The following is a 16,427-nucleotide window of genomic DNA, read 5'->3' as shown; positions in this document are numbered from 1 at the left end:
TAAAAATACCAACCGCCTCCGCTCTCAGTTTCTCCAAAATTAGCTATCGCTATGATAAACGTTATCGTTCAAATCTGTACCATGCTTCTATCGAAAAAACTTGACATGCCTAACAACATATATATTAGCTTTTTGTAAAAATGTATAATTTATAGCATGTCTATTTAACATGGGGGGGATAATGTGCACAAACAACTGATGTTTCGGTTTTATGGGCTTGTTGTCCTGCTGTATCTTTCTGATATGGTTTTATTTTTAAGTAATCTTTGGAATGCTTATCGCATAACATCCTCATCGGTTTTCCTGGGCGTAACCATGGCTTTGGGCACCCTTATGCCCTATCTTTTGAAAAAAAGCGGTCTTGTGCGCATTAAAGCCTCATTGCGGTTGGTCGATTTATACAAAAGGCGGATCATTATCTATAGCCTTCTTTTATTGATTGCTCTTTTCCATTACGCTGATTCCCCCTTTGGTTTTATCGCTGTCTCTATCTCTATCGGCTATCTCTCTTTGATTACCTTAAGCACACTCGAGACTTATAATACTAAACTAGCACTTAGTGGTTATATTAGCGCCCAAAAGGCTTCCCGCATTATGCAAACAGTGGTGCAAATTGGCGCATTTTTGGGAGCAGCACTAAGTGGTTATCTCTTAGAAGCGACCAGCCCTCGAGGGGCAGCGGCTGAAATCGGTTATAATGGTTTGATTGTGACACTTTGTGTGTTTGACATCATTATAAGCCTTATAGCCGGATATATTATATTTTGCGATGAATACAACGCTACAGATACCACAGCACTTGCAACTGGTAAGAAGCCAGCACCTACACCGCAAGCGGATGGACTCTCCCGTGAGCTTAAACTTTTATGCGTCTGCATAGGACTTATTGGCTTTCATATTTGCGCTTATAATACGCTGGCAACCATTCTTTTTCAGAGTGTGAAAAATTTTGGCTCTGAATACTATGGGCTTTGCAGTGCGGTTGCGGGCATGGGCGCTTTTTTGGCTGCTTTTATCAAAATCCCTCGTTTTGAATTTATTCTCCCAGCCCTTATGTTGAGCGTAGCTGATCTTATTTTTAGCACCACACAATCGCCCTATTTGGCTGTGGTCTTTTGCTTTTTTATTGGCTTTTCAATGAATACCATGCGAATTAATGCCCGCAAACATACGATTGAAGCGACCAAAACAGAGGCTCAAGCAGAGCTGGTGGGAAGCTATAGCGGCATGCTTTATACTCTCTCCCAGTCGGCAGGTTATGTCATTCTTGGTCTTCTTACAAGCTCTGCCCTTATGGGTCCTCAAGCAGCTGTTTATCTTCTGCCCCTTATAGGGCTAATAATCTTTATTTATGTTCTTTTCCTTTTATCACAGCGGAACAAAGTATGAGAAAACCTATTCTTATTGTCGACCCTTTCTCCACGGGTGCCCTCTATGGCCCTGCTTTGCAAAAATTAGGCTATGCTTGTTATGGTGTTGTCTCTCAACAAGCTCCTTTTTCACACTTTATGCTTTCTTATCAGGGAAAGGGCATAGCAGAAGCGAAGCTTCATAGTGTAGATGAGATAAAGAAACGCTTTCCTATCGGCACGATAGAGGCTGTAATAGCGGGTGCCGAAAGAGGTATCTATTGTGCAGAGCAATTGGCGGCTTATTATGGTTGTCTTGGGAATAACCCCTTGACTACCGATTGGCGACGGAAAAAAGCAGCGATGCAAAAACGTCTTTGTGAAAATGGTTTATCTTACATCCGATCAAAGATTCTTACAAAAAACGATTGTACTCTCGATGGTTTTGAAAGCCACAGCGGCTATGTGGTAAAGCCAAATGATTCTGCAGGGAGTGATGGTGTTTTGTTTTTCTCTAATCTTGAGGAAGTAGTAACGTGGGCCTCTGAAATCGACTGGAAGAAAAAAAATATTTTTGGCGCACCTAACGAGGCCTATTTGCTTCAAGAAAGATTGGAGGGAGAGGAATACATCGTCGATGCCGTTGTAAAGGGAGAGGCTATAAAAATATGTAGTTTGTCACGATATAAAAAAGGTATTCATAATGGAAGTACTTTTGTTTATGAAACGCTTGATGTACTTGATTCTCAAGATCCCTCTTATGCCCCTCTTATCTCTTATGCAAAACAATGCATTCGCGCGCTGGAGATTGAATATGGACCTGCGCATATGGAAATCATGCAAACAGCTCGTGGTCCAGTGATGATCGAAGTAGGAGCCCGCCTCCACGGAGGAATTGCACCCACCTTGTTCGCGCATTGCTATGAAGATGGTTTACTTGAAAGCTCCGTTAACCTTATTGCAGGCGTGTTTTCGCAAACCCCAAGTCGCTTTAAGAAAAAAGGGCGTATTATCTTCCTTATCAACGAGATCGACGGTCATATTATAAAAGATGTTAACGTATGGCGGCAAAAGCTTCATTCTTGGGAAAATGTGGTTCATTTTACGCTTTTTTTTAAAGAAAACGAGCCCCTCCCCCTAACCATCGATTTAAATACCTGCCCAGCTATTATAGCAATTTGGGGACACAATGATGATGAATTATCAGCTTTGGAGAGGATCATTCGTAGCAATTTCCTATAAAATACAGCAAGGGGAGAAAAACATGGATTCAGAAGCGCAATCAATTGAAAATATAGACAAATATTAAAAATGGAAGCAAGTCATTTTTAAAGAATTCAATGCAACCATGAATAACACAATTAGGCCTTTTCTGCCTATTCGGTGTAAATGGATACTCAAAAAATATGCTTAGATTTGGGTTCTACAACAAGCTGACCTCAAAAAATATAATGGAAGACATGATAACTTATTGCGATAATTATAAAAGTTTTGGAAAGAACACATCTTTTGTTGCATTCGAGAAGCCGACCCCATACAAAGTATCGAAGTTTATAGAGAAAAATTCTGGTCTACACTTAAAAATTTGCGAGATTTTGACAACCGAGAATGACCTAAGTATATACAAAAAATATGTACAATCGTCTATGGGAGTTCTGCTTTCATGGCGAACCTATGTTTATAGTTTGCAATATCCCGTCTCATATAAACAGAATTAAGTAAGTTCTATATTTATGTTAACTTTCCAGCTTAAGTGTTTTTTCTAAGTCTTCTCTCTACAGAACAAAATGTATTCTCGTTGTAGGAAAAAGGCCTGAACCTTTTGATATTATCACAAAATCTCCTTTTTTAAGAAAATATAGCAAACTCCAAAATAGAGAATGGACGCAATATTTTCTGCAAGGCAACACTATTGAATCCCTACCTTGCTCATATCATCTAATGAAACACGATAATGACTAAGTTTTCTAAAATTAAATTAAATAAAAATATTTATGATATATTAAAATGATACTGCCAAAACAAGGCTCGATAGAGATTCAAAGGGATTTTCCAAAAAATACATAGCACTCCGTATAATGCAGTGTGTATGTATAAAACTTCTCAGGATGATCGTGTTAATAGCAATGTTTAGGGGGGCCTTTTTGGGAAAGATTGTACAGAAATTATGAGTATCTCTAGGAGAAAAAACGCTGATTTTTAGAACAGAGAGAAACATTGATTATAACAGTTTATTAGGCTAAACGCAGAATATTCTCCTAATAATGGATGGTTAAATTATAACGGGATAGGTTTTTGATAATCATAAAGAAAAAGGTAGAGAGCGTGTTTCTTTTAGTTAAGAAAGAGTGTTGCTCATTTTTTTTCTAAAAGTAAGCAAATTCAAAGATAATTTTTTGTTCTTGTAGTGGTGAGAAAATAATTGTCGAAGTCAGTGAAGGGGAGATTCCAATAGATTGTTACAAAGTTTAATAAAAGTTGGAATACTTAAAAATTCTTAGTTCCTATGATGATTTAAGAATACCAGATTAGGATATGGAGAATTCAAGAGCTCAAAACTTTGTGATAATATTGGTTTAGAATTACATCTTGTTCATTCAGACGAGATGAGCCAATTATTATATGTCACAGAGACATATGGGTGGAAAATTTAAAAAAAGCTTATCCAGAATCTGACTTAAAGGTTATTGGAACTTTAGTAGTAAGATTGGCTTGGTCTCATGTTGCTCAAAAATTAGCAACCAATCTTGTTGTGACTAGACTAAATTTGGAAGATCTGCTCACTGAGCGTTTTTATAATATTATGAAATGATAAAAATATTAATATCTCTTCTTGTCTCGGACATGAAGCCGGTGCTATTTGTATTTATTATCCGTTGCACCATTGTCCGAAATATATTTTAAGTGGTTGTCACTTGAAATATGCCTTGGAAAATTATTTGGCACGAGAGCGTACCTATATGTATTGGAAAGTAATTTCCTATTATTTATCTCAATCTATAGGTACAACGTTACCAAGTATAGAATTCATGCTGACAGATGACTTTCAAAAAATAAGTGCCTATAACGCATTTGAACTAAACTTTTATGAAAAATTCGGATTAAGTACCGAGCTACATTTGACAACAGAGGAAATCACAAAATGGTTTAGTGCTCTGTCTGGGATCATAAAAAATGTTGCGTAATTCCGTCTTTCTTATGATTTTGATTGGAAGTTTGACAAGTTTCTGTACGAGTGGTGTATTATCTATCGGCCTTTCTTTATTACAATTCCAAGATACAACTGGAGAAGCATCTGCTGCTTTAAATGTCGTTAATTTAATCGCAATTGGAATTGCTGGCTTATGTTTGGGAAATGTGTTGGTGCACTATCAAGGCTTTATAATTGGGTTTTATAGCCAAATTATTTGCGCTTGTTTATTGTCTTTCTTATTATTCATAAACAACTCAATGCTTATTTTATTTGTGTTTTTCTTACTCGCTCTACTGATGGGGGCTGATAATCCAAATAACAATAGTGCCTTGAATCTGCTGGTTCCAGCTCCCAAACAAAAAGCTGGAATTTTTGCATTTTATACTAGTTGCTGTCAGTTTTTTGTTATTATATCCCCGTTGCTTATATATTTTATAATTGCGCATTTGGGGCACAAAATAGCCATAGCCTTTATTGTATTTATCTATCTTTTGAATGCCAGCTTATGGTTTCGTATAAAGTCTATACAACACCTAAACAGAGTAAAAGAGCTATTAAAAACGCCATCTCAAAAGGCTTATGGAATTGGTTTTAGATGCCTTTGGCGGATTTCTGCGTTGCGGTTTTTAACGATTAATCGTATTTTGAATAATTCTCTCTATACGGGGCCTATTGTTTTATTGCCACTTGTTCTTGCTTCTATAACATCAGATAATATAAAATTTACAGCTATTCAAAATTCTATTTTTGCTTTGTCAGCACTGGGTTTTGTGATCAATGGTCTTATCTCATCTTATTATTTACGGAAATTTCCATCTTTAATTCGTTTTTTTGTATGGGGGGCACCGGCTTTTGCCGTGATCGCAATCTCTTTTGTTTTATATTTAAATTTTACTCAATATTCCCTTTATATTATGGGATTTTTATTAGGTATTGGGCAATTTTATTTTAGGATATCGGGAATAACAATTGGACAAGCTATCACACCTAGTGAAAATTTAGCCGAGGTGATTTTGGCAGGCGATGCCAGTGTACGCATCATAACAGCTTTATTCTCTATTGTACTTTTATATGCAGGAAAATTTTTTTCATTTTCTATATTATACGTCCTGTGTGTATTTATAGGCTTTTGCGCACCTTTATTTATTTTACAGGGGCTATCCATTTACCTAAAAGGCCTTAGCCATAAAAAAGCGTTGCATGAATGATATTCAATTATTACGCCAACCTTTATTCTGATTATAGTAATAGATAAATATTCATGATATTAATTTTAAATGAGCACATTGCACAAGAAAAACTGAAGTTTTTGTTACCTCTGGTGTAGATAAAACGAATTTAGCCCGTTAATAAACGAAATTGCAAATAGCTCTATGATCACCATTGATTCTAAAGCTTTAAGTTGGTGATAATGGTAAAAATCATTCAATAATATTCGAAAAAATATTTTATGCTGCATCAGATAATCTAAAGAGGGAAAGGAGATAAAAATTATAAAACTTATGGAAATCCAACACAAATTTTTAGGGACACATAATGACAAACAAAAGCTATGCTTGAATGATCTCTTGGCTTCATCGGTTGAGTGACGGTGCATTTCTCCATTATGGTCGATTGATAGAGTTTTCCTGTTAAGTTTGAGCATACTGAACGTAACCACATGGTCAAGATTCCTCCTTCCAATGTGGCCAACTTTGATCATAAAGTAGATTCTCACCTGATGAAAATTGATTGCAGAAATGCAGCTTCGTGAATAAACAAGAAAAAAAAGTAAACATACGACCCATCAACTATTGGACAAGACATTGATTTATAATGATAATATATCGTTATTCATATTGAATTAAAGACCCGAATATCGTAAGATTTCCTCATTTCAAATCTATGTATGTTGAATCAATTAAAATCACTTGTTTACACACCACAAGCAAGACTAGCATGTAGGTAAAAAACTATTAAGAAAAGACTAAAAATACCTCTCATGAATCGTCTTAAGTACTAAGGGCTGTCGCAACATCCACGAGCTGGCAAAATGTGTGATGGTGCCGGCTTGCTCTTTCATAAACTTAAAGATGGCACTGCTCAATAGCTTTATCGTTATACCATTCACGGACATCGCCGTAAAATGGGCCTGGGTGCTCTTTGAGAGATGTTTCTTTTAAAAAACCGTGAATTGGCAAACCAATGGCGTTCTGTTTTACGTGAGGGGTGTTCCCTCATTCAAGAACGCAATAAAAAAAAGCATGAATCAATGCATAATCTTCATTATTTAAAATATATTACTTGAGATCTTTAAAAGTCGTAAAGCAGAATTAAAAGGAGATGGGAAGTGTTTTCTATCCTTAAAACTTCATATTCTCTCTAAATTAGGCTATCTGCTCGTTTTAGAAATTACCCAAAGAGATATATAACACATTTGCTCCTATTTGGCATACAAAATCTGAAACAGCAGAGAAAGCACTCATCCGCCTTAATCCTTGTCTAAAACATGCTGCGGCATTAGATGTAGATGTTTATTTACAAGCAATAACAAAAGCGCAGACTTTGTTAGGGAAACAACGCCATAAAACACAAAACTTTCCAGAAATGGATTGGAGAGCCATCAGTCAAAGCTCCTTGTGCTCATTTTTGGAGATCGCACTCAAAAACAGTATCAGACAATGGTTACCAACTGGTTAAAAACGGTGTTCTCGCAATTCGTAAAACCAAATGATAAATATCACTGCCCTACATCAGCCGCTATAAAATACAAACAATTTAAAATTGAATTTACAGCAGAAAAAATGCTGTTTGTGTCCTGTAGAAATGCCAAAAACAGCGAAAACCGGAACACTTAAAGATGAAAATCTGAAAAAACAACTCTGTAGGTAGCCTTACAAGCACTGGACAAGATCAATGTCCCCATGGGAGAAATACAATAAAAAACAAAATTTGACTAACAAGTCCAAACAAACTTTCAATCTCTCGGAAGATCCAATTTCCTTGTCTCAAAAAATATTATAAACCCTTCTTTACCCTTCACGCAGTTGTAGAGCCCGCTCGTTAACAATGCTATACTATTAGATAGACACGAACTGCCCTGTTCACAAGCGATTGATGTTTCTTGTCTAAAGATTCCGCACTTCCTGTTTCCAAGTACAAATCTTTTCAGAAAAGAAGCAATAAAAGAAAAATTAAAGAGTTTTTATAGAGATCCGATCAACAAAAAATATCAAAAAATTTCGTACATTCTAGGATTTAAAGGTTATGTGATAAAATCTATATAAAGGTTTGTTTATCATCAATGGCGGAGAGAGAGGGATTCGAACCCTCGATATGGTTTCCCATATACACGCGTTCCAGGCGTGCGCCTTCAACCACTCGGCCACCTCTCCAGAAGTTCGCACTATACCCAGAAAGAAATAACGTGCAAGTCTAAACTATACATTCAAAACCCAAAAAACAAATTCATTTATTAAAGTAAGAGCTTTTATCTGTTGAATAACAAGCACATCCCTTCTTTTTAAGAAAAAACTTTTTTCGTGGATAGGTTTGTAGAATACAATAATGAGAATAAAAAGATTGTCACCAGTTATAAACTTTCATGCTCATTTACGCACTTTCTGCTTCACAAAAAAATACTTCTCTTAAAATTGGCATACAGTCCATAGTTTTACACAACCAAATAATTAAAATCACTTACTTATACGTCATAGGAAGGGATGGTATGTGGGGGAAGAACATTTTAAGAGAGGATAAGCGGCTCTTATGCATTTTCTTAAATAGCACGAATTTTTGCAACATTGAGAGCTGTAAAATAGTGTGATGGTATCAGTTTTCTCTTTCATAGGATTACATAATAAGCCCTATTCTAAATCCTCTATTCAATTTCACACTTCTATATTTAGTTGATACTAAAGAAAATAAAATTCAGAAAAAACTTTGCATTTTTAATTTAATATGTATGAATATATTTTATTTTCTAAAATGAAAAAATAGTCTCATTTTGATCAAATACAAAATCATAAAAATGCAAACCTGTTTTCATTTTTACCATATATTTTTAAATTCAGCGTTACAGTTTTCAAAATATCTAAAGTAGTCTCCATTATTAAAAAAAATTACGTATTACTTCATACTTTTGATTATCGCATTCTTTAAGTGGGATATGGTCTCATAACAAAACAGAATACTCTAAAAATATATTTTCTTTCTCATCCACACGTTTGTTAAAAAACATCTCTTAAAGCTTGTCACATCTACCTCATACGGTGTCTATGAGTGGTATAAAATCTATTGGATAGCATCATCTTTTCTTAAATAAAAAGGAAAAGCCAAGTACGATCACGCTATTTATCCCCTAATGTTGCAACATCCCCTGCTATTTAAGAGAATGCATAAAAGGCATTTATTCTTTCCTAAAGTGTTTTTATCCATACATTACTCCTCCTTGTAATGTATAAAAGAATAATTTTATTAATTTAATATAGAGAAATTTAAAACGAAAAAACCTTACGATATTTAGAGTTCTCATTATGTAAAACGATAAATTACCATTATAAATTAATATGTTGTTAATAATCGTCTTAAAGGATAATGTTTTACAGCACTAAAGATCTGATTACTCTGCAAAATGAGCTCGTTCTTTTCCCTTAATGTTCTTTATCACCTTATATCCTTGCTTAGAGCACGTACAGCTCGTGCAGTTTCACATTGTAATGCTTTTTGTGCTAAAATTTTCATATCTTCAAAACTATGAGTCTGTAAACACGCCTTTACTGGAGAAATATCGCAAGATATCATAGAAAGCTCATGAATTCCCAATCCAGTCAAAATCATTGCACCAAAAGGATCTCCAGCCATACCACCACATACACTAACCCAACACTTATGTTGTGCAGCTCCTTGAATAGTCTGATAAATCATACGCAAAACTGCTGGATCAAGGCTATCAGCTTCAGACACAAGGTACGGACTTTGCCGATCAACAGCCATTGTATACTGTGTTAGGTCATTGGTTCCAATTGAAAAAAAATCAACATGGGCGCTTAATACATCTGCCATAATGGCCGCTGCTGGAACTTCGATCATAATACCAAGTTTTAATTTTGGTGCATCAACATCGTTGCGGATTTCCTCTGCAATCTTTTTTATAGCGACAATCTCTGAAACAGACATGACCATCGGAAACACAATCCATAGATCTCCACCCTCTTTTGCCGCTCGATATAAAGCACGTAATTGAGGCACCAAAAGATCACGTCGACGTAACAAAAGCCGCGTTCCTCGAACACCTAAAAAAGGATTGTCCTCTTTAGATAAATGTAAATGCGTAACCTGTTTATCTCCACCAATATCAAGTGCACGAATAATTAATGGCTTATCTCCTACAGCTGTAATCATCGCCCGATATATATTAAATTGTAGCTCTTCATCCGGAATATATGGATTCTCTAAAAACAAAAATTCCGTGCGCATGAGTCCAACACCTTCAGCCCCTAAATCAAGCGCAACAGGAACCTGATTTGCGTAGTTGACATTAGCCATGATACGAATTCTTTGACCATCTGTCGTTTGCGCTGGTAATCTACATGCATTTATTTCACTGACACGTTTTTGCGCAACAGTATCAATATGCCTTTGAGCATCTTCAACGTCTTCAAGCGTAGGATTAAGGTAAATAAACCCGTTATCGCCATCAATAATAGCCTGAATATCAGACTGAATTGCTAAAATATCATCACCTGCAGCAACAACCATTGGAATACCAAGAGTACGCGCCAAAATAGCTGTATGAGATAATGGACCTCCCCATGCTGTTGCTAATCCTTTTACCCTTGTACAATCAAGTTGTGCTACATCAGAAGGAGAAAGGTCATTTGTAACCAGAATTACACCATGTGGAATATCATTTAAAAAGAACGATCTATAGGATGGATTGATTTCACCTAAAACACGTCGACCAACATCAACTAAATTAACAGCACGTGCTGCTAACAAAGGATTATCTACCTTAAAAAACATATCTGAAAATTGACGAACCGCTCTATCCCAAGACCAAGCGACACCATGACCTTCCGCTATAAAACGACAAGCTTGAGCTATTAAATTTTCATCTTCAAGCAAAACCATTTGCGCAGAAAAAATCGCAGCAGAATCTGCTCCCATACGCACTGTAATATCAGAAATCACAGATGCCATTTTATGTTTTGTTTTTGTAAGAGCATTTTCAAGACATGCTGCACCAGCTGCAAAATCAATTGGCTGATCTATTATGGAAATATCATTTTGCCTTAAAACAAAAATCTTACCAAATGCTAATCCTGAACTCGCTCCAACACCAGAAATGCCTTTTTGCATAGAGCGTGGATACCAACCATGAAAAGCCTTTGTTTGAGATTCCATTGCTCTCATCAGACATTTTTCACTAATACTCACTTTTTTTGCAATAGCAATGGCATCATTGAGAAGTTGTGCTCCTTCTGCAGCATCTGTAGAAAAAATCAGAACATCACCGTTTTTTGCTCCTAATTGCAATAAACCAACCAAATTTTTCATTTCAACGGTATATTGACCATGGCGAACTCTGATGGAACTTTGAGCCTTTTTCGCAAAATCAACCCAAAGAGAAGCTGGTCGTGCATGAAGACCACTTGGATAATCTAAAGTCCATTCCTGACACACAGAAAGGTCACCAATAAAAGTTTTTTCTATCTTCATATTTTGGTCAAACAAAGTTGTAACAATTTGTTGTTTGTCCATAGTTGTTGCAAGTACTTCAAGCTGTTTTTTATCAAATAAAAGAGACGTCAATTTTTTACAAATTTCTCTATAGCGATCTGGACACGCTGCAATGGCAATAACCAAATATGCTTTCTTGCCATCCTGCCACTCAACACCAGCAGGAACCTGTATAACAGCAACAGCATCCTTGATAATTAAATCACGATTTTCAGCCATACCATGAGGAATGGCTATACCATTTCCAAGCCAAGTATTGGTTGTTTCTTCACGTGCAAGCATGCTTGCCAGATAACACTTATCAACTGCACCAACCTGCACAAGCAATTCAGCAGCAGCATAAATTGCATCATTTTTATGATCAAAAGCAGCTGCAAGTTGTACAGATCTTATAGACAAGATTTCACCATCAGCAAAATCTACATTCATTGCTTCTGCTTTCTCATATCTCATCATGAATTCAAATTGCCTCACATTTGAACACCAATATCTCTGACACATTCCTTTTCAAAGCTGCATTTCCCAAAATACAAGCTATAAATACCACCACAGCTTTATTTATATTTTACGGAATATAGCTAAGTGAGGTGCTTAAATACCTCAATATAACCGATAAAACAATTGGATATTATTATCTAGCGAAGTGCTTAAAACCATTATAAGCAAATCTACCTCTTACTCTTTTACTTTACAAAGACAAAACCCCATTTTCTACAGAACCAATCACCTGAAAAACTATGTTTTCGAAACGCTCTCATTATCCTAAGTTATTCAACATAACTTTTCATTATTTTTCCTACAAGAAAGCATCCTTCCCAATCATCCGTAACTTCAGCTAATATTTTGATTGATTCCTCAAAGTTTATTTAACCTATTATCCCTCTTTATAAATTCATTACATAATTACAAATTGCTCCATGCAACTTATCATCTTTAAAATTCCGTGCTGCCCATCTTATGATATCAAACCCTCGATATATAATATTTATATATTTTAAGCTACACCTTTACTTCAATCAATATCGCAAATACACAATACCCTCTGTCGCACATTTGCAAAGTACGAACATCCCCCCCCCCAAGCACCATCATCAATTACTAAAATAAAGAAAAACTCTACAAATAAGATAAATAAAGTAAAAAATGAAACGCAATGATTGCCTTAACCCTAGCTCTTATGCTTATTTACTTTCAACAATACACAATAATAGTGAAATCAGAAAAAATATTCTTGAAGGGCGCTGATTGCACGTTGGTTATTTTTATATCTTTAAACACCGTCCTCCTTAAAAATATAATTTCACTCTTGATTTACCGAAAATTCCTTAATGCACGTCACTTTCAAAGTCGTTTTGGCTGCCTTCTTATGGATTTTTTATCCCTATGTCTTTTTAAATGAATAGCCACACCTATCCACACTACCACCTAAAAACAGTATGACAACTCATCAATACCACAATGCCGATAAAAAGACCCATCTTTATCAAAATGATTACATAAAGAATGCTCTCATTAAATTTCTCATAATTTTCTGAAAACAAACTGCTTCTCTTATAAGAAATCACTAGACACTTCTTCATGCATAAAAAGAAAGTCTCTCTCACTATTATTATACAGAAATTTATCAACAAATTCTATCATAATATCAATATGTTCAGGACTAAATACTAACATAACATCGCACAAACTCTTTCCCTCATTGAGAAAAGCCATTTCCTCAATTGTACCTTTTTCGTATATCTTCTACATTTATTATAGTACCAACGCAAAAAGGGAAAGATAAGACTCTATCTTTCCCTTTTAATACTTATAAAACCACAACTATAATTCAATGAAATCCTGTTGATTGCTAGAGAGTGTTACAGATTACTCTGCTGCCTCCAGCATAGGAATGACTGAAACATAGGAACGATTACCCGCTTTGCGTTGAAAAGAAACCTTTCCATTTGATAATGCAAAAAGCGTATGATCTTTTCCAATACCAACATTGTTACCAGGATGCCAACGTGTACCACGCTGGCGAATAATAATATTTCCGGCAATAACGGTTTCACCACCAAATTTTTTAACGCCTAGACGTTTCGATTCTGAATCACGACCATTACGCGAGGAACCACCAGCTTTTTTATGTGCCATAGACGCTCTCCTTTAATCTTTCTTACTCTTTGATGCTACAGACGCTTTCTTCTGCGGCGCAGTCTTTTTTTCAACCGTTTTTTTAGCCGTCTTCTCAACAGAAGCAGCAGCTTTTGTTTCTTGTGGTGTAGTTTCTTCTTCTTTTATCGGTTTCGCAGCAACTTTTTTAGGTTTTGAACCACCCATTAAAATTTCTAAAACACGAAGCCTCGTAAATTCTTGACGATGGCCACGCATGCGTTTAGAATTTTGACGACGGCGCTTCTTAAATGCGATAACCTTGCGCCCACGTGCCTGTTCTAAAATCTCAGCTGTCACCAATGCATCAGCAACGACAGGGGTACCAATAACCGCATTACCTTCTTGCCCAACCATTAATATGTCATTGAATTCAACAACATCACCCGCATTTCCACTAACTTTTTCAACTTTTACCACTTGATTAGCAACAATGCGGTATTGCTTACCACCAGTTTTAATGACTGCGAACATTTTTTATCCTTCCGTTCACTCCAGCTCTTATTTAATTTCTGCCTTGAAATAAGGGAAAATAGGCTGCTTTTTATCAGTCGTAATAGATCCCAAAGAAGGATAAAACCTTCTTCAACACAAATATGCGCAGATTTCCCCACGCTTATATTTTGTATATATGAAGGAATTTCTATTCTCTGTCAATAAAGTCCCATAAAAAAGAAAAAAAGGTTGTACCAAAAACAATTGAAGGTTATCTACCCCTTATACACTCAAATAGTGCCGATTTTTGTTTCACTTTATTATGGAGAGATGGCTGAGTGGTTGAAAGCACCGCACTCGAAATGCGGCATAGGGGCAACTCTATCGGGGGTTCAAATCCCTCTCTCTCCGCCACAGTTTATAAAGCGATATTATTAAAACTGTCTTTAATCGTAGCTTTCCGGTTGTAGCTTGTCAGCAGGTTTTGTACCAATTTATTTTTTTCGAAGGATTTTAAGGGGGGGCTCAAAGGGTCTTCAAAGACCTCTCAAAGGTCTTTATCGTTTTTGCGAATAAATTCTCATTTTTACAATTTTTGCACTTTTTTGATTTTCTGTTACATAAATCTAATCCAGATAATAAGAGAAGGCATAGTAAAATTAAAGAATTATCTCATATTTCTCCTCCTTCTACTTTTGCTTAGTTAGTACAAAACCTACTGTAAAATTATATTATTTTGCACGTCTTGCTTGAATATGTGCTAGCAACCCTAATGTTGAACTATCACGATTATCCGCTTTACTTTCTCCACGAAGAATTGGTAGTAACTCGTTTGCTAATTCTTTACCAAGTTCAACACCCCATTGATCAAATGAATTAATATTCATTAAAATCCCTTCAACAAAAGTGCGATGTTCATAAAGCGCAATAAGACGACCGAGTGCAAAAGGTGTTAATGAATCTTGAACCAGCGTAATGCTGGGACGGTTTCCTTTAAAACTTCTATGACGTGCTAAATGGTCTGCTTCACCCTCATCAACTCCATTTTTTATCAAGATATGCCGAGCATCTTCAAGACTACGCCCCTTCATCAAGGCTTTTGATTGTGCTAAACCGTTTGCTAGCAACATCTCATACATAGAATGTAATTTTTTCTCATGCCCTTTTATAAATAAAATAAATTCTACAGGAATAATATCTGTTCCTTGATGCAGAAGCTGAAAAAAAGCATGTTGACTATTTGTTCCTGAATCCCCCCAAACAATTGGACCACTTGAAAAACTTAATGGTTTTCCATCCAGCGAGACTTGTTTACCATTTGATTCCATATCAAGCTGTTGTAAATAAGCTGGAAAATGTATTAAACGCTGTGCATAAGGAATGATCGAACGTGATGAATAACCACAAATAACACGATGCCAGAATCCTAAAAGAGCAAAACGAATAGGAATATTTTTATGCAAAGGCATAGTTTTAAAATGTTGATCCATTTGCAAAGCACCATTGAGAAATTGGCGAAAATTTCCACCACCTATTGCAAACATAACAACAAGTCCAATGGCTGACCAAATTGAATAACGTCCTCCAACCCAATTCCAAAATTTAAAAACTCTTGTGGAATCTATGCCAAATTCTGCCACTTTATCAAGCGCACTTGAAACAGCAACAAAATGCGTACAAACGGCTTCTTCTCCTAAATGTGAACAAATCCACTGACGTGCAACTTGAGCATTGACCATTGTTTCAGCCGTTGTAAAAGTTTTAGAAGCAATGACAAACAGCGTTGTTGCTGGATTCAAAATAGAGAGAGTATCAGAAATATGGGCACTGTCAGCATTCGAAACAAAATGACACTGTGGACCATCATGATAAGGTTTTAAAGCATATGTGACCATTGCAGGACCAAGATCAGAACCACCAATACCAATATTGACAATATCACTTATTCTCTCGCCACTGCTTCCCTTATAGCTTCCATCACGCACCTTTTCAGAAAATCTTTCCATACCTTCAAGGACGTCTTGAATATCGCGAATAAGATTATGACCATCCAACATGAAAATTTCATCAGCAGGTAAACGTAATGCAATATGAAGAACTGAGCGTTTTTCAGTTGTATTAATCGCCTTACCAGAAAACATTGCATCACGCCGGCCTAACACATCTGCTGCGACCGCTAAATCATCTAGAAGTTGCAATGTTTTAAATGTCACACCACATTTTGAAAAATCGAAAAGAAGATCATCAAGTCTGAGGGAAAAATGGGAAAAACGCTGTTCATCTTCTACAAAATGCCGACGAATATCATAGACCCCATCCTTTGCGGCATGGTTTCTTAAAGCTTTTAATGTGGCTTCAAAAGCCATTTCATTTCGAATCGAAAAGCTATCTCCCATAAGCTTATCCTATACGGTTATTGATAATGAAATCTATGCCCAAACAATAACAAAGCAGAAAACACCTCCTTTATTGCTCGCTATTTTCACTGCTCACATAAAAATGAAGGAATATACAAAATAAAAGGATAAGATCCGAAAATGATATTTTTACAAGAATAAACTTTCAAATCTTTTCTA

Annotated in this window: 9 protein-coding genes, 2 tRNA genes and 2 pseudogenes; 8 read left to right on the top strand and 5 right to left on the bottom strand. The window is 36.0% G+C overall.

The features are described 5' to 3' along the window. The first annotated feature begins 183 nt into the window (after nucleotides 1-183). The 7 genes and pseudogenes from ACFIMS_RS08115 to ACFIMS_RS08085 form a co-directional block, all read left to right on the top strand. Nucleotides 184-1,389: a hypothetical protein gene (locus ACFIMS_RS08115; protein ID WP_375696598.1), complete on the top strand. Its 1,206-nt coding sequence runs from the start codon at nucleotides 184-186 to the stop codon at nucleotides 1,387-1,389. After that, nucleotides 1,386-2,591 carry an ATP-grasp domain-containing protein gene (locus ACFIMS_RS08110; RefSeq protein ID WP_375696597.1) on the top strand — a complete coding sequence of 402 codons (1,206 nt, stop codon included), beginning with the start codon at nucleotides 1,386-1,388 and terminating at the stop codon, nucleotides 2,589-2,591. Before ACFIMS_RS08115 ends, ACFIMS_RS08110 begins: the two co-directional genes overlap by 4 nt. 164 nt (nucleotides 2,592-2,755) lie before the next feature. Further along, nucleotides 2,756-2,830: pseudogene (locus ACFIMS_RS08105) on the top strand (YqcI/YcgG family protein); the annotation flags it as partial. Nucleotides 2,831-2,981: 151 nt separating this feature from the next. After that, nucleotides 2,982-3,071, top strand: a complete 90-nt coding sequence (locus tag ACFIMS_RS08100) for a YqcI/YcgG family protein (protein WP_375612870.1) — start codon at nucleotides 2,982-2,984, stop codon at nucleotides 3,069-3,071. A 919-nt stretch (nucleotides 3,072-3,990) separates the two neighbouring features. Then, complete coding sequence (locus ACFIMS_RS08095) at nucleotides 3,991-4,161, top strand: hypothetical protein (RefSeq protein ID WP_375612867.1); 171 nt, start codon at nucleotides 3,991-3,993, stop codon at nucleotides 4,159-4,161. 362 nt (nucleotides 4,162-4,523) lie between these two features. Then, nucleotides 4,524-5,750, top strand: coding sequence for an MFS transporter (locus ACFIMS_RS08090; RefSeq protein WP_375638170.1), 1,227 nt, complete (start codon nucleotides 4,524-4,526; stop codon nucleotides 5,748-5,750). Between the two features lie 824 nt (nucleotides 5,751-6,574). Then, nucleotides 6,575-7,146: pseudogene (locus ACFIMS_RS08085) on the top strand (integrase); the annotation flags it as partial. A 680-nt stretch (nucleotides 7,147-7,826) separates the two neighbouring features. Here ACFIMS_RS08085 and ACFIMS_RS08080 read toward each other — a convergent pair. The 4 genes from ACFIMS_RS08080 to rplU all read right to left on the bottom strand — a co-directional run bounded on the left by ACFIMS_RS08080 (nucleotide 7,827) and on the right by rplU (nucleotide 13,890). Then, nucleotides 7,827-7,916 (bottom strand) — tRNA-Ser (locus tag ACFIMS_RS08080). 1,270 nt (nucleotides 7,917-9,186) lie between these two features. Then, nucleotides 9,187-11,718, bottom strand: a complete 2,532-nt coding sequence (gene ptsP / locus ACFIMS_RS08075; protein ID WP_375638169.1) for a phosphoenolpyruvate--protein phosphotransferase — start codon at nucleotides 11,716-11,718, stop codon at nucleotides 9,187-9,189. Between the two features lie 1,410 nt (nucleotides 11,719-13,128). Further along, nucleotides 13,129-13,398, bottom strand: coding sequence for a 50S ribosomal protein L27 (gene rpmA, locus ACFIMS_RS08070; protein ID WP_100130483.1), 270 nt, complete (start codon nucleotides 13,396-13,398; stop codon nucleotides 13,129-13,131). Nucleotides 13,399-13,410: 12 nt separating this feature from the next. Continuing rightward, nucleotides 13,411-13,890 (bottom strand): 50S ribosomal protein L21, encoded by a 480-nt coding sequence (rplU, locus tag ACFIMS_RS08065; protein WP_375696596.1) that lies wholly within the window; start codon nucleotides 13,888-13,890, stop codon nucleotides 13,411-13,413. 285 nt (nucleotides 13,891-14,175) lie between these two features. On the opposite strand from rplU, the gene ACFIMS_RS08060 reads away from it, so the two are divergent. Continuing rightward, nucleotides 14,176-14,265, top strand: a tRNA-Ser gene (locus ACFIMS_RS08060). Nucleotides 14,266-14,582: 317 nt separating this feature from the next. On the opposite strand, the gene pgi is transcribed toward ACFIMS_RS08060, so the two are convergent. Next, the gene (pgi, locus tag ACFIMS_RS08055; RefSeq protein ID WP_375668144.1) at nucleotides 14,583-16,247 is read right to left on the bottom strand and encodes a glucose-6-phosphate isomerase; all 1,665 of its coding nucleotides are present in this window, start codon (nucleotides 16,245-16,247) and stop codon (nucleotides 14,583-14,585) included. Between the last annotated feature and the right edge of the window lie 180 nt (nucleotides 16,248-16,427).

This window comes from Bartonella sp. AP331QHHD (assembly GCF_042195905.1).
Taxonomy (GTDB): domain Bacteria; phylum Pseudomonadota; class Alphaproteobacteria; order Rhizobiales; family Rhizobiaceae; genus Bartonella.
This window is presented reverse-complemented; position numbering and strand designations above follow the sequence as displayed.